Origin of the sequence: Mesorhizobium sp. M8A.F.Ca.ET.161.01.1.1 (genome assembly GCF_004792105.1) — a bacterium.
In the GTDB taxonomy this organism is placed as follows: Bacteria; Pseudomonadota; Alphaproteobacteria; order Rhizobiales; family Rhizobiaceae; genus Mesorhizobium.
This window is the reverse complement of record NZ_SRTD01000017.1, coordinates 72,769-94,406: the sequence shown is the minus strand read 5'-3', so window position 1 is coordinate 94,406 and position 21,638 is coordinate 72,769. Positions and strand designations below refer to the sequence as shown.

At 59.5% G+C, this 21,638-nt stretch carries 10 protein-coding genes and 6 pseudogenes; 8 read left to right on the top strand and 8 right to left on the bottom strand.

Annotation, left to right across the window (positions count from 1 at the left end):
* Positions 1–264: 264 nt before the first annotated feature.
* Together EN804_RS28800 and EN804_RS28795 are read left to right on the top strand one after the other, a co-directional pair.
* Entirely contained in the window at positions 265–2,196 is a 1,932-nt protein-coding gene (locus EN804_RS28800) for a potassium transporter Kup (protein ID WP_126080677.1), read from the top strand.
* A 307-nt stretch (positions 2,197–2,503) separates the two neighbouring features.
* A pseudogene (locus EN804_RS28795) lies at positions 2,504–2,964 on the top strand (OB-fold nucleic acid binding domain-containing protein); the annotation flags it as partial.
* A 512-nt stretch (positions 2,965–3,476) separates the two neighbouring features.
* Here EN804_RS28795 and EN804_RS37415 read toward each other — a convergent pair.
* Positions 3,477–3,973 (bottom strand): annotated as a pseudogene (locus EN804_RS37415) (aldehyde dehydrogenase family protein); the annotation flags it as partial.
* A gap of 611 nt (positions 3,974–4,584) precedes the next feature.
* On the opposite strand from EN804_RS37415, the gene EN804_RS28780 reads away from it, so the two are divergent.
* Together EN804_RS28780 and EN804_RS28775 are read left to right on the top strand one after the other, a co-directional pair.
* Positions 4,585–4,923, top strand: a complete 339-nt coding sequence (locus tag EN804_RS28780; protein WP_063169282.1) for a helix-turn-helix transcriptional regulator — start codon at positions 4,585–4,587, stop codon at positions 4,921–4,923.
* Complete coding sequence (locus tag EN804_RS28775; RefSeq protein ID WP_063169281.1) at positions 4,913–6,229, top strand: HipA domain-containing protein; 1,317 nt, start codon at positions 4,913–4,915, stop codon at positions 6,227–6,229. Before EN804_RS28780 ends, EN804_RS28775 begins: the two co-directional genes overlap by 11 nt.
* Before the next feature lie 569 nt (positions 6,230–6,798).
* On the opposite strand, the gene EN804_RS28770 is transcribed toward EN804_RS28775, so the two are convergent.
* Positions 6,799–7,155 (bottom strand): hypothetical protein, encoded by a 357-nt coding sequence (locus EN804_RS28770; RefSeq protein ID WP_126080678.1) that lies wholly within the window; start codon positions 7,153–7,155, stop codon positions 6,799–6,801.
* A 516-nt stretch (positions 7,156–7,671) separates the two neighbouring features.
* Here EN804_RS28770 and EN804_RS38235 point away from each other — a divergent pair.
* The 3 genes and pseudogenes from EN804_RS38235 to EN804_RS28755 form a co-directional block, all read left to right on the top strand.
* Positions 7,672–8,204, top strand: a pseudogene (locus tag EN804_RS38235) (IS21 family transposase); the annotation flags it as partial.
* Positions 8,205–8,214: 10 nt separating this feature from the next.
* Positions 8,215–8,528, top strand: a pseudogene (locus EN804_RS38230) (ATP-binding protein); the annotation flags it as partial.
* 192 nt (positions 8,529–8,720) lie between these two features.
* Positions 8,721–9,350 carry a hypothetical protein gene (locus tag EN804_RS28755; protein WP_126080679.1) on the top strand — a complete coding sequence of 210 codons (630 nt, stop codon included), beginning with the start codon at positions 8,721–8,723 and terminating at the stop codon, positions 9,348–9,350.
* 974 nt (positions 9,351–10,324) lie between these two features.
* On the opposite strand, the gene EN804_RS28745 is transcribed toward EN804_RS28755, so the two are convergent.
* Positions 10,325–10,780 carry a transposase gene (locus EN804_RS28745; RefSeq protein WP_256748481.1) on the bottom strand — a complete coding sequence of 152 codons (456 nt, stop codon included), beginning with the start codon at positions 10,778–10,780 and terminating at the stop codon, positions 10,325–10,327.
* 793 nt (positions 10,781–11,573) lie between these two features.
* Between EN804_RS28745 and EN804_RS28740 the strand changes: the two genes are divergently transcribed.
* Positions 11,574–12,089, top strand: coding sequence for a DUF2285 domain-containing protein (locus EN804_RS28740; RefSeq protein WP_224570032.1), 516 nt, complete (start codon positions 11,574–11,576; stop codon positions 12,087–12,089).
* Positions 12,090–12,875: 786 nt separating this feature from the next.
* Here the strand turns inward: EN804_RS28740 and EN804_RS28735 are convergent.
* The 5 genes and pseudogenes from EN804_RS28735 to EN804_RS28715 all read right to left on the bottom strand — a co-directional run bounded on the left by EN804_RS28735 (position 12,876) and on the right by EN804_RS28715 (position 21,261).
* Positions 12,876–14,351 carry an NAD-dependent succinate-semialdehyde dehydrogenase gene (locus EN804_RS28735; RefSeq protein WP_095486045.1) on the bottom strand — a complete coding sequence of 492 codons (1,476 nt, stop codon included), beginning with the start codon at positions 14,349–14,351 and terminating at the stop codon, positions 12,876–12,878.
* A gap of 412 nt (positions 14,352–14,763) precedes the next feature.
* Positions 14,764–15,489: pseudogene (locus tag EN804_RS38865) on the bottom strand (pitrilysin family protein); the annotation flags it as partial.
* 549 nt (positions 15,490–16,038) lie between these two features.
* Positions 16,039–17,343 (bottom strand): annotated as a pseudogene (locus EN804_RS28725) (pitrilysin family protein); the annotation flags it as partial.
* A gap of 1,933 nt (positions 17,344–19,276) precedes the next feature.
* On the bottom strand, positions 19,277–20,605 hold the full coding sequence (locus tag EN804_RS28720; RefSeq protein ID WP_135921826.1) for a HAMP domain-containing sensor histidine kinase: 1,329 nt from the start codon (positions 20,603–20,605) through the stop codon (positions 19,277–19,279).
* Positions 20,602–21,261, bottom strand: coding sequence for a response regulator transcription factor (locus EN804_RS28715; RefSeq protein ID WP_127294589.1), 660 nt, complete (start codon positions 21,259–21,261; stop codon positions 20,602–20,604). Before EN804_RS28715 ends, EN804_RS28720 begins: the two co-directional genes overlap by 4 nt.
* Between the last annotated feature and the right edge of the window lie 377 nt (positions 21,262–21,638).

Here is a 21,638-nt window from a genome sequence, read left to right as displayed (position 1 = left end):
TCATCAGGAAAGCGCCATCCTTGTGCGCCCACGACACCCTGGTCGCCATCGGCCGCATCGCGGGGGGGCACTGTGGGCGATAACCATTCATTGATCTGGGCGATTGAGGGTTCTGCCGGGGCGCTATTGCTGCTCGGTAGGGCTGCGGGCTGGCGAGTCTACCAAGGCGAGCAACGACAGGCGAGACGGCAGACATTACGTGACGGAACTTGATATTGCAGTGCAGCAAGCGTAGAGCACCGCGCGCTTATCGGAGTGTCGTCCATGGCCCTTACCAATGCTGGTAACGAGGCAGAACCTGTCGAACAATCGAGCCATTCTGAGGTCGAGCAGCACAGCACCAAGGCGCTGATGTCGGGCGCACTAGGTGTCGTTTATGGCGATATAGGCACCAGCCCGATCTATGCATTTCGCGAGGCGTTGCATGCATCAGCGGGTGGCAACGTCGCCAGCCGTGGCGACATCCTCGGCGTACTCTCGCTGATCATCTGGTCCCTGACGATCACCGTGACGATCAAATACATCATGTTCGTGCTCCGCGCCGACAATCGAGGCGAGGGCGGAGTGCTGTCGCTTATGGCGCTGGCGCGCAACAGTTTCCCGACCTGCTCTGCGGTGATCCTCGGCATCGGCATCGGCATCGGCATCGTCGGCGCGGCGCTTTTTTTTGGCGACGCCGTCATTACGCCGGCAATCTCGGTACTGTCGGCGGTCGAAGGTATGAATGTCGTCACGCCGACGTTCCAGCCCTATGTGGTGCCGCTGACACTGGCCATCCTGGCGATCGTGTTTGCGGTACAGCGGTTTGGCACCGGCGGCGTAGGATTGGTGTTCGGACCCGTTACCGCGCTGTGGTTCCTGGCCATCGGCCTTTCCGGGCTCAACCACATCATGGACGACCCGGAAATCCTGCTGGCAATCAGCCCGCATTACATCGTGTCGTTCCTGGTCAACTCGCCTGACGTCGCCTTCGTTACGGTTGGTGCAGTCTTCCTCGCCGTCACCGGAGCCGAGGCGCTCTACGCCGACCTCGGCCATTTCGGCCGCAAGCCGATCGTGCTCGCCTGGCTGGCGATCGTGTTCCCTTGTCTGTTGCTCAATTATGTCGGGCAAGGCGCCTTCGTGCTGGCAAATGGCGGCGTTGTCGGTCATCCGTTCTTCGAGATGAACCAGGGCTGGACGCTTATTCCGATGGTCGTGCTTGCCACGGCGGCGACCGTGATCGCCTGCCAGGCGGTGATCTCCGGCGCCTTTTCGCTGACCAGGCAAGCGGTACAGCTCAACATGCTGCCGCGTTTCGTCATCCAGCACACGTCGGAAAAACAGTCGGGCCAGATCTATCTGCCGCGCATCAACCTGATGCTGGCGCTGGTGGTGATGCTGCTGGTGGTCGGCTTCGGCGAATCCAGCCGGCTGGCCTCGGCCTACGGTATTTCGGTGACCGGCAATATGCTGGTGACGAACATACTGCTTTTTGTTGTGATGACGCGCATCTGGAAATGGCCGCTCGGCGTCGCGATAGCCTTAATGGCGGTGTTCGTCTTCATCGATACCGGCTTCTTTGCAGCTAACATCGTCAAGGTATTCGAAGGCGGCTGGGCCTCGCTTGCCATTGCCGCAGTGATCGTGATGACCATGTGGACTTGGATAAGAGGCAGCAGGTATCTATTTGACAAGACGCGCAGGAACCAGATTCCGCTCGATTTCCTTGCGGGCAATCTGTTGAAGAAGAAACCGCAGCTGGTGTCCGGTACGGCCGTGTTCCTGACCAGCGATCCCGCCAGTGCGCCGACCGCGTTGATGCACAGCCTGAAGCACTACAAGGCGCTGCACGAACAGAACGTCATCCTCTCTGTGGTGACGGCGCAGCAGCCCGTGGTGCCCGACAGCGAGCGGATCAAGATGGAAACGATCAATGAGCTGTTCATGCGGGTGACACTGACCTTCGGCTACATGGAACAGCCTAACATCCCGCGTGCGCTGGCGATCTGCCGCAAGCAGGGTTGGAAGTTCGACATCATGACGACGTCCTTCTTCCTGTCGCGTCGCTCGCTCAAGGCGTCACCCAACTCCGGCATGCCGGTGTGGCAGGACAAGCTGTTCATCGGCTTGGCGCGCACGGCCGCCGACGCGACGGAGTATTTCCAGATCCCGACCGGACGTGTGGTCGAGATCGGAACGCAAGTGGCCGTTTAGGTATGCCCGGTTAAGCAGAATCAATTGGCATTTCGCGAGCCGGTGAATGCCTGACCGGGCGGAGGCCACGATGCTTGCGCCAAACTGGGGTCCGGTTCCAGGCCTGAAGCTTCCGGCCCCGAAAGCCGTCCTTTACGCCTGCGATCATTTCCGTTCCGCATTGTCTTGCCGACCCACCAGTCGAGATGCGCTGAAACGACCTCGCCGGGCAGCAACTTATCATTTGAACCTAATCGATGTGCCGCAAGTCCGACCTTCATTCTTCAGTTCACAGGCTAGCGTTGCCAAAATCGGCGTGCCGCCTAACCGGCGCCGCACCGTGACCTGTCAGGATGCTATGCAGGCGCGAGGCAGAAGCTGGCTCGAGGCCGCCGGCCTGGTGCTGGTCCGGCAGCGGCCGGGCTCGGCCAAAGGCTTCATGTTCCTCTGGAGGATGAGACGGGTGCGGCAAACGTCGTCGTCTGGGTCAAGATCTCTCGAGAAATTCCGGCGCGTGCTTCTTGCTTCGGCCATGCTCGGCGTCCGCGGACGCATCCGACGGAAGAGGAGGTGGTGCACCTCGTCGCCCACGAGCTGACCGATCTGTCGGCCGGGCTGGCCAGCGTGGGAAACCGCAAGACGCCGTTTCCGTTGCCGCACGGCCGAGGGACGAGGCTCATCACGGCGGATCGGGCATCGATCCGCGCGGCATGCCGAAGGGGCGCGACATCGTCGATGCAGTATGACCATATCGACCCTATCAAGTTCAAGACGCGTAACTTCCGGTAGCGCTTCCGGAGGCCACTTCAGCAGCATGTTGTGCACACTTTTGTCGGACCCTGTTAACTGCCGATTGGCAGCAGGTCACCCCGTGCCGGATCCCAAATGTCGTCGCTCTCAAGCGCAACGACTGCCCGCACCCTTTTTAAGTCAGCGAGCACCTCCACCGCCGGACGCCGCCCCGTTTCCTGAGCCGCGGCGTAACGGGTGTATTTGTGACTGTCCGGCTCAAACCACTTCAACGATTCCAAAGTAGCCATGGCATCGCCCTTGCGGCTGCGCGTGATGCGAATGATCGTGATCCCATCCTAAGCGCTCGCGTCGAATGGAGACACGCTGCCAACGCTTCATCTGCTCTACCCCATCTTTGTTCCAAGGCGGTCGGATCATCTCAATGAGCCCTGCCTCGGGGTGGCCAAAGCATGCATATTTATCGTTCGGCCCCGCATCGAATTATCATCTGCGATGTGGGACTCGATCTTGGGTTGGCGACGGCTTCGCTCCGGGAGTAGACGTCGGACCACTGATAAGTGCCGGACCTTCTCCACAATTTCTCGGCGGACTCATCGTGAACGCTCGATTGGACGTAAATGCGGTTCGCGGAAACGCAGGTCTGGCCGGCATTGCGGAACTTCGCCTGGACCGCACCGTCAACAGCACCGTCAATGTCGGCATCATCGAAGATGATGAAAGGTGCATTGCCGCCGGTTTCAAGGCTGACCTTCTTGATCTGGTCAGAGCACTGACGCATCAGCAGCCGTCCGACCTCGTTCGAACCGGTAAAGCTGATCTTTGGAATTGGTGCAGAGTTCACGGCCCACGCGATCACCTTCGGACGCATAGATCAGGTTGACCACGCCATCGGGAAAGCCGGCCTGATGGCGAGAGCAAACATTGCACCTAGCCACGCCACGATAAGATCGAGCGCGGCTTCGTTGCGTGCGGGTCTGTGGTCAGTGGAGGGCGGAGGAAAAGCGCTCGGCGTGCTCGCCCTCGCGATACCACTGGTTCGCGCCGGCAAGCGCCAGTTTCTGAGGCAAATCGCCGAACAGCTGGTAGAGCCTTACTCTCAGGGCTTGGCATCTATGTCGCCTACGACCGCCACATGCAGCCCGTCGCGTGCGAAAGCGGCTTTGTGGAAGGCGCTTAGATCGGAGGGCGTTACGCTAGTCAGCCTCCCTTGGGCGGTCTCGAATACGGATGCGTGCGTAGATTCCGCGCCGCCAGGCCAGCTCGGCGATCGCATGAGGTTCGCGCTCATTGGCAATGATTTCGGAGAGAAGCTGGGCGCGTATGCGGTCGAAAAGTGCTGGTGTAGCCGGATGCGGGTCCCGCCGCCGAGAATGTCGGCCAGCAGTCGAGCGCCGCGGCCCCGCACCAGGGACCGCCCATGAATGACTCATGCGAGGCGTCTCAAGGCTGTCCGCGATCCAGCGCCAGATCTCCGCCTCGCCCGAGACGCGCAGAGCTGGCCGGTTGTGCAGGAGCCGTCGGCAATATCCGCCTTCCTCGTTCGGATGGGTAACGCTTGCGATACGGAGTCTTGACTTTGGCAGTCGCTCTGTGACATTACCTATATAAAGTTCGAAAGAAGGCGATATGGATCATGCATAGGTCACAGAGACCCGAATGAAGGCAACGTATAAACGCACCTATTCGCGCTACGCGATGGAAGCGCTTGGCCTTTTCGGTAAGACCATCCGGCTTGGCCGGATGCAGCACCGGTTAACCGCACAGGAGTTAGCCGAGAGAATCGGTGTTTCACGCAGCACCCTGCAGCGCATCGAGAAGGGCGATCCCAAAGTCGAAATCGGACTGATGTTCGAAGCTGCTGCCATTGTCGGTGTGAAGCTGTTCGATGCCGACGGCAATGGCATCACAGCCCTCACAGGCCGCATGGACGATCGCATCGCGCTGCTGCCGAAGCACGTCTACAAGGCCGGCAAGCAGATCGTCGATGAGTTCTAAGGTCCCCAAGTACGACGAAGCCTATGTCTGGGTCTGGCTGCCGGGCGAGACCGCGCCGGTTGTCGCCGGGCGGCTATATGCCCATGACGGACTCGTCAGCTTCAACTATGGCAGGAGCTTTCGTGAACTGGGAAGCGCGATCCCGCTTTATCTCCCGGAACTGCCCCTGAAGGCAGGCGAATTGCCTTTGCTTCCTGGCCTAACCATGCCGGGATGCATCCGCGATGCTGCCCCTGATGCCTGGGGACGACGGGTTATCCTAAACCGCAAATTCGGTGTGAAGGGCGATGAAATCGCGCGGCTCGATATTTCAGAACTGACGTTCTTGCTGGAATCAGGCTCGGACCGCATCGGCGCGCTCGATTTTCAGTTTTCGCCAATGCATTACGAGCCGCGCGCACTGGCCAATGCCACTCTCGAAGAGCTTGTCCAATCGGCGGAGCGGGTAGAGAAAGGTATTCCGCTCACCCCCGAATTAGATCAGGCGCTGCATCACGGCAGCTCGATCGGCGGCGCAAGGCCAAAGGCGCTGATCGAGGGTGACGCCGTCAAGCATGTCGCGAAATTTTCCTCGTCTGCCGACCTTTACAGCGTCGTCAAAGGAGAATTCATAGCCATGCGGCTTGCCGCCTTGTGCGGCATCAGAGCGGCATCCGTCTCGCTCGTTCGCGCCGCAGGCAACGACGTGTTGCTCGTCGAGCGATTCGACCGGATCAAGGTCACGGGCGGCTGGCAACGCAAATCCATGGTCTCAGCGCTGACGATGCTCGCGCTCGATGAGATGATGGCGCGTTACGCCAGCTACCAGGATTTGGCGGAGATCATTCGCCACCGATTCACCGCGCCGTCGGAAACTCTGCGCGAGTTGTTCAGCCGCATTGTCTTCAACATACTTTGCGGCAACACCGACGATCATGCCCGCAACCATGCGGCATTCTGGGACGGCGCTAAGCTCACCCTCACGCCTGCGTACGATATTTGTCCGCAGGCCCGCAGTGGCCAGGAGGCCAGCCAGGCCATGCTCATCAGCGGCAATAACCGCATGAGCCGGATAGCGTCCTGCCTTGAAGCGGCGCATCACTTCCTGCTCAGCGCGCCGGAAGCTCTTGCGATTGTTGAAGGCCAGCTCCGATGCATTGCGGAGAATTGGCCGCGTGTCAGCGAGGAAGCTACGCTATCCGGCACAGATCGCAATCTGTTCTGGGGCCGACAGTTCCTCAATCCCTACGCTTTTACGGCGCTGGAAGGAAGCGCCGACGTTCTCCGCGCTCTGGCTGACGAACTACGCAACAGTGTTCACGCCTGATCCGGCGCTGGATTTCGGACAAGCTCGGCAAGCGCAAGACGCCCACAATATCGACAACCCTTGCCGTGCCAGGACGAAGATTGAACAAACGGCTCTTCAACAGTGACAACGTGCACTGCGGAGAGATGTGGAGCTGACACCGCAAAAGCCCAAGACGCGCGACTTCCCGCGATACAACTCCACATAACTGAGCGTCTACAAGCGGTGCAGCCAGCCAAACATCCAGCCATCAAAGCGATGATCGTCTGATCTTTTGCCGATGACATCACGTCGGGGAAGCCTTGTTCGAGCGCTTGCCGCTTCATATCGATACCGGCCTGGGCGTAGCGCATCGTTAGTTCAGCCCGAGTGGCCTGGCCATCGACTGATGGTGGCGATGTCAACACCCGCCTTGACGAGGTGGATGGCCGTCGTGTCCCGCAAAGGGCGATGATGGATGCTTTTTTCCGCCATGGTGGTTCCTTCGCCCGCAGCCATGTGTGCGCAGCAAGTATGGAACACCGAACCGGGTGAGCAGTGTGGGGCGGTCGTTGCTTTGCTCGGCGGGACAGGGCGATACCAGACGAAGGTCACAATCGAAGATTCAGGATCCCTGAACTCGTGCATCCGTATTGAACATCAGCGAAAACAGAGCGTAATCCCGCTGTCCAGAAGGCGTGCGGCGGACGATACGCGCCAGGACGCTCTTGATTTCCGGGCTCATCGAGATATTCGACAGGTGCCACCCACGCGCCCTCTTGAAGGGAAGTGTCACCACCAGTTGCAGCGTATCCTAATATTCGGGGTGCTCCGAAATCAGGAACCGCGCAAAGGCATCCATCGCCGCCAGCCTTGCATTGCGGGTCGCAACTGCCACGCTCGACCTCAAGTGATGTGAGAAAGCTGCCCATCCTGTCGGTATTGATGTCGGAGACCGCTTCTTTCAAGAATATCTTCCCGCTCTCCCGCGGCATGAGCCCGTGGCATGCTTCGGCCCAATGCTGTGGATTGATGTTTCTTCATGCCACAACCTCGCTGACGAGACCGCCGAAAGCCCCTTCAAAGCGGTCGGTGGCGATCTCTCGCAGCTTTGGAAGGTAGTGCATTGATTTTTCGTGGAATGGGGACCCTGTTTAAAGGGTGATTTTCGTCCAAACGGGACCCTTTAACGATGGGGTCATCAAGATGCCTCCGGCTTGATCGGAGGCATTTGTGTTTTGGATGTTGGTTTTAGAGACGATTGCAAAGATACGTCGGCTGTCGCTGGTCCAGGGGAAGTCGATCAAGGCGATCTGCCGTGAGCTGAAGATCTCGCGCAAGGTGGTGCGCAAGGTCCTGCGTTCTGAGCAGACGGAGTTCCGCTACGAGCGCAAGCACCAGCCCTATCCCCGCATGGGAGCTCGGCGTGAGACGCGGGACCGGCTGCTGTCGGCGAATGCGGCCAAGCCGCAGCGGGAGCGGCTGCCGGTCGCTTCGACGGCTTCCACTGCATTCCCCCGTCGGTGTCGAAGACCTGCACGGTGCGCTTCGACAACAACAAATACTCGGTGCTGTCGAGTGCCGTCGGTCGGCCCGTCGAGATCCATGCTTATGTCGATCGGATCGCATCCGCCAGAGGATGGCGTGGTCGTGGGAGAACACGTTCGCTCCTTTGGCCGCAACGAGGTCGTCTACGATCCCTGGCACACGGCGCGCGCCGTTCCTTAGCTGGGTCGTGCGGTCGGCAATGGAGAAGGTGCGGCGCAGCTCAAGGCGGTTGATGACGTCGACCGGCAGATGGTGTTGATCCTCACCTGGGTGCTGACCGACGGATTGAGCGCGGTCGAGGCCGCCTGTCAGGAAGCCATCGAGCACGGTGCATCGTCGGCGCCGGTGATCCTCAACATCCTGGCCCGCAGCCGCGATCCGGCGCCGGGCACGATCCTTTCCATTCCCCAAGCGCTGAAGCTAGCTCACGAGTGTCGCCGACTGCACCCGCTATGACAGTCTCAGGAGGACAAACAGCCATGGAACGCACCGAGGTACTGGAACTGATGGGAGCGCTGAAGCTCTACGGAATGCGCAGAGCCTATGACGAGATCATGGGCGCGTCGCCATCAAGCGACGGCACGAGCCGCCCAGGATTGTCGGTGATCTCTTGCAGGCCGAGATATCGGAGAAGCAGGCCCGCTCCATCAAATACCAGTTCGCTGTCGCCAAGTTGCCGCTGGCCAAGGACATCGACGACTTCGACTTCGCCGACACGCCGGTCACCCCCTGATGCGCGATCTCGCCCGGCCGCGCCTTCGTCGCCGATCAGCGCAACATCGTCCTGGTCGGCCGCCTTCACGGGTCACCCAACTCGCGCGGAAGGTCGACCGCATTGCGACGGGCGCGTGTCGACTTCCCAACAATGTCAGACAGGAGACGCAACGCTATCGGAGCGATCGCATTGCCCGAAACGATTTTCCCAGTTGGCACGACAATTGCGGTCCTATGCGCAAAAGCAAACTAGACCTGAGAGCCGCACCGCATGAATGTAGCCTCCCAATATCTGCCGCTTGTGGCGCATCACGAAGCCGGGCACGCGGTGGCCGCCATCGTTTTGCACCGTCAGACGTTCGACGACGACCGTGAACTCCCTGCTTTCTCAAGTGTTAGTATTTACCCCGACGCCGGTGACGGAGAGTGCGGTGGTGTTGTCGAAGGCGCGGGTTTTTATTCAGCGCAAGGATTCACCTCGAAGCGAAAGCCGATTTTCGAGGACGATATGGATCGATGTTTGGAACGCGATGATGCGATCCGGGAGATAGTTGCGTGTCTGGCAGGTCCTTTTGCAGACTCCGCATTCGAAGGCTATCTGGACCCGCGCGATATGGCGATGAATGCGTCCGATGGGAATGAGGGGAGCTGCGACTACGCGGATGCCAAGCGAATCTATGGTGAGTTGCGGTTCCTGATGCCGCGCCGCCCCGATTGGGGGCGGATCGAAGATTGCACGGCCCGGCTAGTACTCGATCACTGGTCGGCCATCGAAGCATTGGCCGCGCATTTGCTGGTCAAGCATGATCTCCAATTCGATGAGGCTCTGACGATTGTTGCGCCGCATCTTCCGCCCATGCCAGCAGCTACGCCGCCAGAGCGTCATCCGCAGCCTGCTTGATCAGCCATTCGATGTGATTTGACCACATCTGCAACACCTCGCGCTTCTCCTTGACTTTGCTATAGAGATTGTAGATTTCGCCAATGTCTGTCAAGGACGCCGCCTTGTGATTCAGTATGTGCTCGATGACGTGTGGCAATACCTGCCGCCTGCCGAGATTTGTCGCGAGCGTCCTGCGCAGATCGTGAAGGGTCCAGTTCTCCAAAGCCACCCCGTCAGTATTGACCTTGCCGTCTAGAGCCTTCTTGCCCTTCGCGTAGCCTGAGAAGTGGCTTCTTTCGTTGCCCCTCGCAGGGAAAAAAACGTGTCATTGGTCTTCGGTACCGTCTGGGGGACCGACACCGCCAGTGTGGGCAGCGGAATAAGCGTAGGCTCTTCGTTCTTCGTGCGGTCACCCGATAGTTCCATGTTCCGGCTTCAAGGTTGAGGACCAACGCATCGCGGCAACTTCCGTACGCCTCTGTCCGGTCAGAATGAGCAGCTTGACGATGGAGCCGAACGAATAGCCGATATCGCCCGGTTCGGGCTCACAGCCCGTTCATATAGCCGCCAGTTCGGCATCGTTCACCACTCGCTTGCGCTTGACGATCGGGGCCGGATCCGGATTTTCCAATCCCTCGCGGGGAAACCGCGGATGAGCCGTTGCGGCGGTTTGCGACACCAGTTGAAAAATGCCCGCATACACCAGAAGGCCGTGTTAGCCGCTTGCGGGTGACCCCCGGCGACGATCTTCTTGGTGACGTTAGCAATGTCGGTGTCGATCACATGGTGGATAGAGCGACTCCCGAGGGCAGGCACAAGATACCGGTTCAGGCTGGCCTCGACCAGTGCGGTGTTTTGAGGGTCGTTACTCGGCGGCCTGGAGGTGACCGCCATCGCCGTCCTCGGTATCGTCAGCGCTGATATGCGCCTGATCGGCAAGGAAGGCTGGCAGTTCCGATGGAGCTATGCTGGAATTTGGGTGACGAGGCTGATCAAGCGGCGCTCTGCGGCTTCGTTTCGATGACCTGGATTCCGTCCAGGAACCTGGCACCTGCGATGAGTTTCGGCAACTGATTTTGTCCTTTCAATCGTCGCCACTTCCTGGCCGCGGCCAACAGCTTGAAGACCATCAGCTGGGCGGTTTTCGAGGATAGCGAGCCCTTGGTACGCACCGTGCGATAGCGAACGGTTGCAAAGACGCTTTCGATGGGATTGGACGTTCGCAGATGATCCCAGTGTTGGGCGGGGAAATCGTAGAGCGCCAGCGACGCAATATGATCTTTCGTCAGGCAGTCGACCGCCTTGGCATACGCCTCGGCCTCCATCTCGATCGCATGCGCAAGCAATTTGCGCGCGCCGCTGCGAAGTACATCCGTCAGGGTATCATCGATTTCGTCGGGCTGACGAAGGCGAACAATGTGTTGATAGTCTCGTTCATGGCGTATCACTCTCCTTGAGAGGTACTGGCAGGCTTCATCACCCGCCTCGATACGCCGCTCTCCTCAAGCCGCCATCATCCAGTTTCCGCCATGGCTCCCCCTGATTGATCCGCTTCACCTGTGCAACTGCACAGGCTGCCCTAGCGGGGAGATTGGCCTCCAATGGCGAAAGCTTGCCGCAGGAGACCCTCCGATGACCGTGCCTATGGCGCCGCCGCTACGACAACTTGCCGACAAGCAGCGTGCGATCCACTGCCGCGCTACTGCGCCTTCAAGGGACGTCTGGATCGCGACGCAGGAGCCGATGACTGTTACGGGATCAATTCCAGGTCGCGCTGGCCGTCGCTGTGCCAGTTCGACGGTCTGGTGGCAATTTGGGCACATCTTCTGTCGCCGACAGTGGCGATGGCTGACGCTTCAACGAAACGGGGTCTTCGACGTCTGCTGCCTACGCCGATGCTTTGCGAAGTGGCATAATGTTTCGACGCACGCAGGCGCGGGCAGGGGATGTCAGTCATGAATCTCCTGACTGGCGCGGATCAGGCCGATTGGCGGGATGAAAGATCATACGACTACACCGCTGGCCTGACGCTGCGGGAGTGGGCTTGGGAGTTCTTACGCCGCAATCCAGCGTTCCAGCGCGATCTGACCGCTGCGCGCCAGCATTGCAAGACTTGGTCTCTCCAATCCTTTCTCGATATGGTCGCGTCGGCCGGCGACCTGTCACGCTGGGGTGTTCTGTTTCGCGGAGTCTTGTGGCCGCGCTTCGGTCGTATTCTGGTGTCCGCTCTGGTGCGTCCATGTGCTGCCGGTCATTGCGGAACGGTTGCCTGCCTCGTCGCCGACACCGCCGTTCGAACTCTCGGCATTGCCCTGTCGTGCAATCGTCCTGCTGGCGCCCGACAAGAGCCAGCATGTTCTTCTTCGCAATGCGGACCACGCGCTGCAGCTCGCCGTCTCGGGCGCGAATATCCTCCACCCTGTTTGCCTGCATACGCAAGCCATCTGGCCCGCGGTGCTTTTAAAGCATCGACTGAGGGGACTGGAGTGCCTCAATGCTCTCAGTCTAGGGCAACAGTTGCCCCCCCGCTTGTTTGCGCCGGAAAAGCGCGGCGTTCGTTTGTCCTTCGTTCTTCGTGCGCTCGACGGTTCGCTCGCCGGAGCACCTCATCGCGAGCTCGCCGAAGTTCTCATCGGTCAACGGCGCGTCCATGCCGACTGGGCGGATCCTCGCGATCATCTGCGCGACCGCATCCGTCGGGCCGTCTCGCGTGGCCGCGCGCTCATGAATGGTGGCTACAGAGATTTCCTAATTTGAAAAGCGACAGTCCGCGCTGTGCGTCGGTGGATGAACGTTCGCTCGCAGCTGTACCCGTCACCAACAGTTCGCCCGCCGACAGGACTGCATGGCGCCTTGCAAGTGCGCTCTGGTCTAGCTTGTCGATGCCGAAAATGAGATGGGCGAGGGTGCCAAGGCGGTGGTTCATTAGGGCCGGCCTCGACCTGGACGCACATCATTGGTCGGAAAGCGGCGTGCACCGCAATGTCGCCATAGCAGCCAAGATCCTTTGAGTCCGGACCTGCAGTCCTGTTGGACCGGCGGGTGCAACAATATGGAGGGATTTGAGGCCTCACACCGTTCCCTGGTCGACAGCTCGGTCAGACATAGCACCCACCGCTTGATTATGGAAATGGTGTGCCTGGAGTGCAGCGAGTAGCGGCTTGCTGCGCACTGTCCTAAGAATAGCAGTCATGACCCGTCTGGGGTTCTGCAACACGACGATTCAACCGCTTGGGCATTGTCGCATATCCCACAATGTAGAATGCGCAACAGGGCAAAAGCTGATCCATCGGCGGTTTATCAATGCTTTTTGGCTTGGCACGGCACATGCAACGCAATCGGCAAAAGGCGCACGAACTGAGTGGCCCATCGGCCCTAGGAGCGCTGATTTATGCCCTCCCAAGGCATGTCCGGCCCGGCAGCGAGCTCAGTCTCCTGCCGGGCATCCGTGTTTCAGGTCAACGGCGTTTGGAACTTCCAATTAGGTGGCGGCATTGACCGCAGGCCGCCCCCCGGTGGGGCGGAGAGACAGTGCAGCAGGTTTCAAATCCCGCCCATGCAAAGATATTTCATTTCCAGATAGTCCTCGAGGCCATGACGGGAACCCTCCCGCCCGATGCCGGATTGTTTGATCCCGCCAAACGGTGCCGCCTCCGAGGACATGCGTCCCGTGTTGATGCCAACCATGCCATATTCCAGAGCCTCTGCCACACGCCAGACCCGCTTCAGGTTTGAGGCATAGAAGTATGCGGCGAGGCCGTAGATCGTGTCATTGGCCTCGCGCACGACCTGATCCGCATCGTTGAAGCGAATGATCGGCGCGAGCGGCCCGAATGTCTCCTCTTGCGCGACTGCCATGACGCTGGAAATCTCGGTGAGGACCGTGGGTTCGAAAAACGTGCCATTCTTGCCGATACGCTGGCCCCCGCATCGTATTGTGCCGCCTTTCGCAATGGCATCTGCGATGTGAGACTCGATCTTGGCCAGAGCATGCTTGTCGATGAGCGGTCCGATGTCCACTCCGGCATCGAATCCGTCGCCAACCGACAAGTGCCGGATTCTTTCCACGAATTTCTTGACGAACTCATCGTGAACGCTCGATTGGACGTAAATGCGGTTCGCGGAAACGCAGGTCTGGCCGGCATTGCGGAACTTCGCCTGGACCGCACCGTCAACAGCACCGTCAATGTCGGCATCATCGAAGATGATGAAAGGTGCATTGCCGCCGAGTTCAAGGCTGACCTTCTTGATCTGGTCAGAGCACTGACGCATCAGCAGCCGTCCGACCTCCGTCGAACCGGTGAAGCTGATCTTTCGAATCTTGGAATTGGTGCAGAGTTCACGGCCCACGCGATCACCTTCGGACGCATAGATCAGGTTGACCACGCCATCGGGAAAGCCGGCCTGATGGGCGAGGGCGAACATTGCGCCAGCCACAAGCGGCGTCTGTTCAGCGGGCTTGAGCACGATTGTGCAGCCCGCAGCCAAGGCCGGCGAGATTTTGCGCGCCACCATGGAGGCCGGGAAATTCCATGGCGTGATCGTGCCAACAACGCCGATGGGCTGCTTGATCACTAGCATTCGGCGGTCTGTCGAGGGTGCCGAGATCGTCTCCCCATAGACGCGATTGGCCTCTTCGGCATACCATTGCAGATACGCCGCCGCATGCGATACCTCTGAAATGGCTTCGGCAAGCGGCTTGCCCATTTCCGCAGTCAGAATCGCGGCGAGATCGCCTGCATGGTCGATGATCAGCTGATGCCATCGCCAAAGAACGTCGCTACGTTCTCGGGCCGTCAACGCGGCCCATCCCGACTGCGCAACATAGGCCTTGTCTACCGCAGCACGTGTCTCCTCCACGCCCATATCGGGAAGCTCTGCCAAAACTTCGCCGGTCGACGGATTGACGACCTCGAACGTCTTATTGCCAACTGGTCTGCCGAGTGCCGGCAGGCGGTCGATGGCTCCAAACAGGTGCGGGGATTTCAGGCGACGGATCATCGGCAGGCACAGGGGCAATACCGGATTCCTCCTCAACGCAGCGAACATCCAGGTCGACGGGCCGTCAGTGTGTATTCTGCACCAGTGGGTTCGTCGTAGGGCCTCGGCAAAGCAGCTGGTAGACCACGCTAGCCCGATGAAAAGACAGCAGTTTCGTTAGTTTGAGTGCCCGCGGTTCATCAATTGATGGATTAAGCAGTCGGATGTTTGCTTCATCCACCATGCCTGCTGGTGGCGTGCGACTGAATTCTGCAAAAAGGCGGCATACATGCTGAGGAGCGCCATTTCGGCGAGAGGCCGCCGGACCGCCAATGCCGCGCAAGGTCGGCGAAAACGACTCCGCGCGTCTGCATGATCTGCTTGGCCCACGGGCCTCCAACGCTCTTCCCACGAGAAGCCCCGATGAAGAAGGAAGGTGTGATGAGTTTCTTTACTCATCCTTGCCGCCCAGCGGCGGGCCGACCACCAAAATGGCGGGCTCGGCCGAAAGCAGCTTTTTGGCCGCCGCCTTGACCTGTTTGAGCGTCACCCGACCGATGCTGCGGGCGCGACGCTGGTTGTAGTCGACGTCGGCCTTGTGAATCTGCAAATCCAGGAGCCGGTCTGCAATCGAGCGGGTCGAGCCCAGTTGGTCGATGGCATAGGCGCCGATCAGGTGCTTCTTCGCCGCCTTGAGCTCGGCCCCGGTCGGTCCTTGCTGCGCCATCTGCTTTACCACATCTCGCACGATGCTCAGTGTTTGGGCAGCGCAGTCCGAGCGTGTCTCTGTCGTAACCAGAAGCGAGTCAAGGGTTAGTTCAGAGCTGACGTGATAGGCAAGGCCGCGTTTTTGACGTACCTCCTCGTAAAGGCGGGAAGTCAAGTATGAGCCGCCAAGGATGTCGTTCAGCAGCACGGCCGCGTAGAAATCCGGCGCGCTAGGCTTCACGCCAGGCCAGGCCAACGTCAGCGAAGTCTGCGGCAGGTCGTAGTTCTCCTCCACCAGTTGACCGAGTTTCGGCGCGACATCGTAGACGGGGACGAGGGTTTGTTGCTCAGGCAAATCACCAAACAGCTGGTCAAGCCTTTCCCTCAACGTGTTCGCGTCAATGTCACCCACCACGGCAATATGGAGCCCGTCGCGAGCGAAAATGGCCTGGTGGAAGGCGCGGAGGTCGGACGGCGTGATGCCGGGGAGGCTCTCTTTTGTGCCTTCTCCCGGCCTTGAACAAGGATGCGCGCCATAGATCGCGCGCAGCCATTTGCGCTGAGCGATGGCGTTAGGGTCTCGCTCGCTGCCGACGATGCGGGAGACAATCTCGGCGCGGACGCGATCGATCGGCCCCTGCTCGAAGCGCGGCGCGTTCAGCGCGAGCCGAAGCAGGCCGAACGCCGCGTCCTGCTTTTTGGAAAGCATGCACATCGATCCGTAGATGTCGTCGCTTTGCGCGTCCAAACTCATTTCGGCGCCGGCATGGTCGAGCTTCACCTGGAAGGCACCGCTGTCGTAATGGCCAGCGCCTTCGATGAACAGGCCGGCCATCAGTTTGGCCATCCCCTCCTTCCCGACCGGGTCCTGCTTGGTGCCGCCCTTGAAGGCAAAGCCGATGTTGACGATTTCCACTGTGTGGTCCTCCACCAGCCAGGCGATGATGCCCTTTTCGGACTTCACCTCCTGGATGTTCATCGCAGCATGGGGCCGAGCGCCGAGCGTCATCTCTTGATTCTCCGTCTTGGGCAAGAGATAGCCCGTGGTCGAACGGTCGAACGCGAGATAGCGGGCGGCAACTGCTTTGATTTGCTCGGGGGTAACCTTGCGGATGCGATTCGGCCGTTCCTCGACATCCTTCACGGTACCGCCGGTGGCCAGCGTCGAGCCGTAGATGCTGGCGAGCCAGTCCAGGTTGTCTTCCGCAAAGATCATATTGAGCAAATAGTGGTCCTTGGCCTTGCCTAGTTCCTCGTTGCTGACACCATCCTCGGCAATGCGGGCAACTTCGGCAGCGGCCGCCGCTTCGAGATCAGCCAGCTTGGCATCGCCGCGCGGTGCGCCATAGATGGCGAACTTGGTGTCGTCGAGCACAGTGCCCTGGAAATAGACGCGGGCGCTGGAAGCGATACCTTGCTGGACAGCGAGCGCCTGGTAGAGCCGGCCGCGGTTACCGCCGCCGAGAATTTCGGCCAGCAGGTCGAGCGCTTCGGCCTCGCCCGGCTTGGCGGTGTGGTAGGACGGCACCACCCACTGCGTCGAAAAACTGGGCACGCTGACGCGGGCGTCTGAGAGCGTGACGGTGCGCCTGGTGTTCTGCTCGGGCTCAACCGGCCGGATGCGCGGCGGCAGGTCAGGTCCGCGCGCCACCTTGCCATAGGTCTTTTCGGCCAGCGCCCGCACCGTGTCCGGTTCGACATCGCCGGCCACGATCAGCACGGAGTTGTTGGGCCAGTAGTACTTTTCATAGAAGACGGTGGCGTCGACGCGGTTCAGCTGCTCGATCTCCTGCATCCAGCCGATGATCGGGATGCGATAGGGGTGGTTCTGCCACAGCGTCGCGTCGATCTCCTCATGGAGAACGTCCTGCGGGTTGGTGTCGGTGCTTGAGCGGCGCTCCTCGATGACCACATCGCGCTCGGTCTTGACGACATCGTCGGTCAGGATGAGGTTTCGCATTCGGTCGGCCTCGAAGCTCATCATCAGCTCGAGCGCCGACGGCGCCACTGTCTGATAGAAGGCGGTGTAGTCGGAGGAGGTGAAGGCGTTGTTGGAGCCGCCGATCTCGAACACTGCGCGGTCGAATTCGCCGCCCGCATGGTTGGTCGTCGCCTTGAACATCAGATGCTCGAAGAAATGGGCGATGCCGGATTTGCCCGGCGGCTCGTCGGCGCTGCCGATCTTGTACCACACCATGTGGGTGACGATCGGCGCCCGGTGGTTGGGAATGACGACCACCTCCATGCCGTTGTCGAGCACGAAATCCCTCGCCTTGCCGTCCTCCCATGCGACGGGGATCGGAGCCGGCCCCGCGCCGACCAACTCGGACGCAACGGACGTCCTGCGAAGCCCATGAGTGCGGGGCTTGCTTGGTAGTTCTGGTAGGGAGAGTGGGGTTATGGGCTGCGTTCCTGGCAAAGTGATCTGTTCCTCATTTTGAAGGATCTATGTCTCCCGAACGCCTATTGGGAGAAAGTGGATCGGCACGCGACGCCGAGCCACATGAGCCGTCAGCGTGTTGCTGGGCCTGACGCGAGCCTCATCTTTGGATGCGTCCGGGAAACTTTCGGCATGGTGAGGCCATGGGAAGTCTGCTCGTTATCCATTGGGTGTTTGCGGATACCTGAGCATGCCCCGTGCCAAGTAAGAAAGCCCCGATTCGCAAGGTTTGATCCAACCTTGATACTTGCGATATCCGACATTGTCGGGCATCCGACAGAAAGCGCCTTTCGCCGGCGCGCCGGCTATGACGCTCGCCTCCTCCGGCGTGACGACGATCCTTTGGCGGGCGCCGCGCACACCGATCTGCCCGCCTATCAGCACCGCGACATCGAAGGACAGCGCGATCGTGACTGGATGGGTCTTACGCAAACATGCAGCAGTGCCACCGCGATCAGGACTTCATCCGCCCCACAAAGACCCGAGCGCGAGGGACGACGTGTAAGGCTAATGATGCCGCGCATAAAGAGGTAAGGTCCCTCGTCGTACCGGCGAGCCCCTTCGCTGGGTCTCGCGAGGGTCTGGTTTGCGAACGTCGACCGACAGCATCACGGCATGGGCGGCCCCATCGGTAGGCAAGCATTGACCGTGCCATCAGCGTTGAGGCAGCGCAGAGCCCAATTTCCCGGTGCCAGCCGGTACGTTGGAGCTTCAACTGTGGCCAGCCAAGCGGGCCGAGGCCGTGAAACTCCTGAGACCCTGGACCGTCCGGATTGCAACGCACGACGCCTTGGTCTCGCGCCAACGTCCATTGACGCTCAGCGAAGCATCATGCGGACGAGCTGGGAAAGCTTGGCCGGGCCGGCGCCTTCCCAGGCGCATGGGACGCGCGACGACCCATGTGGACCTTGGATTTCACTACGCACTTACGCTGCTTTGGCCTTGTCAGCAGCCTGAGCATAAAGCGTGCTCAGCTTTCAGGGCGAGCCTCTTTCATGTTGATAGCATCTGTCGTCATTCAGGATCGCCCCATTTTCGCATGCCGCTTGCAGCTTTCAGACTGTTGTCAGCCAGGGCCGCCATAAAGGGTCTCGTTTAACGCATTCGGGAGGCTTCATCACTCGACCACATTAATTTCGGGCGGTTCGCCGGCGCTCCGAATGGCACTTAACACCAGATCCTCTCCAAACCCGTGATGATCCAAGAGGAAAACGAAAAATCCCTAAATCATAAAAAAGCACCGATACGGTCGGCTCCAGGCTGATGAAATTGCGGTCTCACTGGCCACGCACGATACTTGCGATGGCGATGGCCATTGCAAAGGCCGGTCAAGCACCCAAGACGCTGACAAGCACGCCTCCGACCAAAGCTCGATCGTTGGCAGCCTTTCTAGCCGTATACTTGGGGCATTTTGGGACGGCGATCCGGACGCCGATTAAAACCTGCCGGTCGTCTAAATGGAATGGTTGGTCCGGGTCCTTACTGGACCCCGCCAACCCGATCGGGCCGGCGCACAGGGGCACCCAGACAATTGGACACGTCGCCTTTGCGCGGCGGCTTGCACTTTCTCGGATGGCCTTTTTTCTCCCCGGGCGAAATCGAGCGAGCGGTGAGGCGGAGCCTTCGATTTTGCCGATCATGTCGTGTCGCTTCGATCGAACTGCTCAGACGATGATAGCGGCATTGATTGCCGCGGCCGAAATGCGTTGTGTGAAGTACGATTTCTACGCCGTATACATACTGCCGTACAGTTCGCCATGTCAGCAGCCTTGCCAGCAATCCGCCCTGTGTCCAACTGTCGTCGAATTCACCGGTGTCATTGAGGAATTCGTATGATCGCCTCGAAACCATCATTGCGACCGCGGGCGGGCGACGCAAGCTCTAGACTGCCACCGATCCGCTGGATAACCATGTTAGCGATATGTAGACCAAGGCCTGAGCCCGCAGCAGGAGTAGCACCACGACTAAATCGCTTTGTAAGCCCTTCGAGGTCGGGGAGGGGCACCACCGGTCCGGCGTTTGCAATAGCGATGGTTCCATCAGTTTGGACGGAAACTGTTGTCGGAACAGTGGCCAGTCCATGTATCAGCGCATTCTCGATCAGGTTACGAAGGAGGATCCCAAACGCATCGACATCCACTTTGCGCATCAAAGTGGGGCAGCCGTCGACGTTAAGATGCAGGCGTCCGGCATATTGCGGCTTTTTCCTCAGGTCGTCGATTTCCAGCCGAACCGATCGGACAAGATCGATCGCGTGATCCGCCATGCCAACCCCCGATTCAGCTTGAGCGAGCTGAAGCACTTTTTCGACAAGGCGGCCAAGGCTCGACAGCGCTTGCTCGATGCCGCGCGCACGCATTTTGGCCGACCCATTGGGGAGCTCGGCCACTAATCTCTGCATCTGAGCGATTGAACCTGCGATCGGCGTGCGCAGTTCATGCGCACTGTTTGCGGCGAACTCGCGTTCGGCCTCGAGAGCCGCCCGCAGACGATCGAGAAGCCGATTGACGGATGCCGCGATTGGAGCCAACTCTGCCGGGAAATCGCTCAAGTCCATTGGTGACAGATTGCCGCCGTCGCGCGATCCGATCTGCTGTCGCAGTACCTCGATTGGCCGCAGCGAGCGCCGGATCACGATCCACCAAACAGCTAAGCTAAAGGGCAGGAGCACGAGTGTCGGAAGGAAGACAAAAAGTGCGCCCTTCGCGATTGTGGTACGGCGGCCATCAAGCGGTTCGGCCAACTGATGATACACGCCGTCTTGGATCTCCTCTGTGTAGACGCGGTAATCAGCGTTTCCCCAAAAGCCGTTACTCAGGGGAGCATCAGGGAAGGGCTGCTGACCCTCTTCCGGTTCAGAAATAAGCACTACCCCGTACTTATTAATAACCTGCTCACGATAGGTCCAGTACTTTTCATAAGTTTGCAAGTGGTTATTGTATTGATCAACGTGTTTTCCATTCAAGACCTTGATCAGCTCTGGTTGTCTGTACTTTGCGCTCGCCTGGAGCAAGTCATCCGAACTTTCGTTTACATTATTGCAAAAAATGAACGCAGCAATGGTTGGGGCGGCGATCCAAACCAGGAGCGTTGCCCCGCCTAACCACGATATCAGCTTTCTCGTCATGCTGTTCGAGTTCGTCATGTGACCACGAGCCTGTATCCGAAGCCACGCACGGTTGCTATTCTATCCCCGCCGATCTTCTTGCGGAGCCGGCTGACATAAACCTCCACTGTGTTGCTCTCGAACTCCGAATTGAATGAATAAAGCGCGTGCTCGATCTTCCCCTTTGAAACGACCGAACCGGGCTGGCGTAGAAGGCAGTCGAGCACCGCCCATTCGCGTCCAGACAGGTGGACCTCCTGCCCGTCGCGGAAGAGGCGTCGCTCGGCTGCCTGTATGGAAAGCGTCCCAACCGAAAATTGCGGCTCCGGAAAATGCCCTTGGCGACGTGCCACTGCACGGATGCGTGCCGAGAGTTCCCCCAGATCGAACGGCTTGACCAAATAGTCGTCGGCGCCAGCGTTGAGCCCCTCGATGCGATGCGAAATCCGATCGCGGGCTGTCAGAATGATGACCGGCGTTGTATCAAGCCCCTTGATCAGCTCCCGCAGATAGTCGATGCCATTGCCGTCCGGCAGGTGAACGTCGAGCAAAATAACGTCGTAGCCGGCCACAGCTGCATGAACGCGCGCTCTGGACAGGTCCTCGGCCCAGTCGACCGCGTGGCCACCAGCCACCAAATGATCGTGCACAGCACTTCTAAGGTCGTCGTCGTCTTCAATGAGCAGTATTCGCATCAGGCTGCCGAGCTCCGGTATGAGGGCAAGGCTCCTGCCTTATTGATCGAAGCTGACAGTAGGCTGAACCGGCGCCAGCGAATATCTGGGGGCTTTCAGGCTGCTGTCAGCTACAATTGCAAGAAAGGGGTCGTTAACAAAGCCAAACGAAGAGGCCTTATGAAACCCCTCCTGATCTCGGCACTTTTGCTCAATGTGACCACCGGCGGCTGTACACTGGTTGGCGGGCAATTCGACGTGGCGGTCAACGAATGGCAGCCGCGCCACGCGTCAATGTCCAGGCTTGAAACTGACAGGTGTCTTAAATACGAGGGCACCGTAGCGGGTGCCTCCAGTTATCGAACAGTGCCTAGCAGGTCAGAAGTGCACTTTGACCA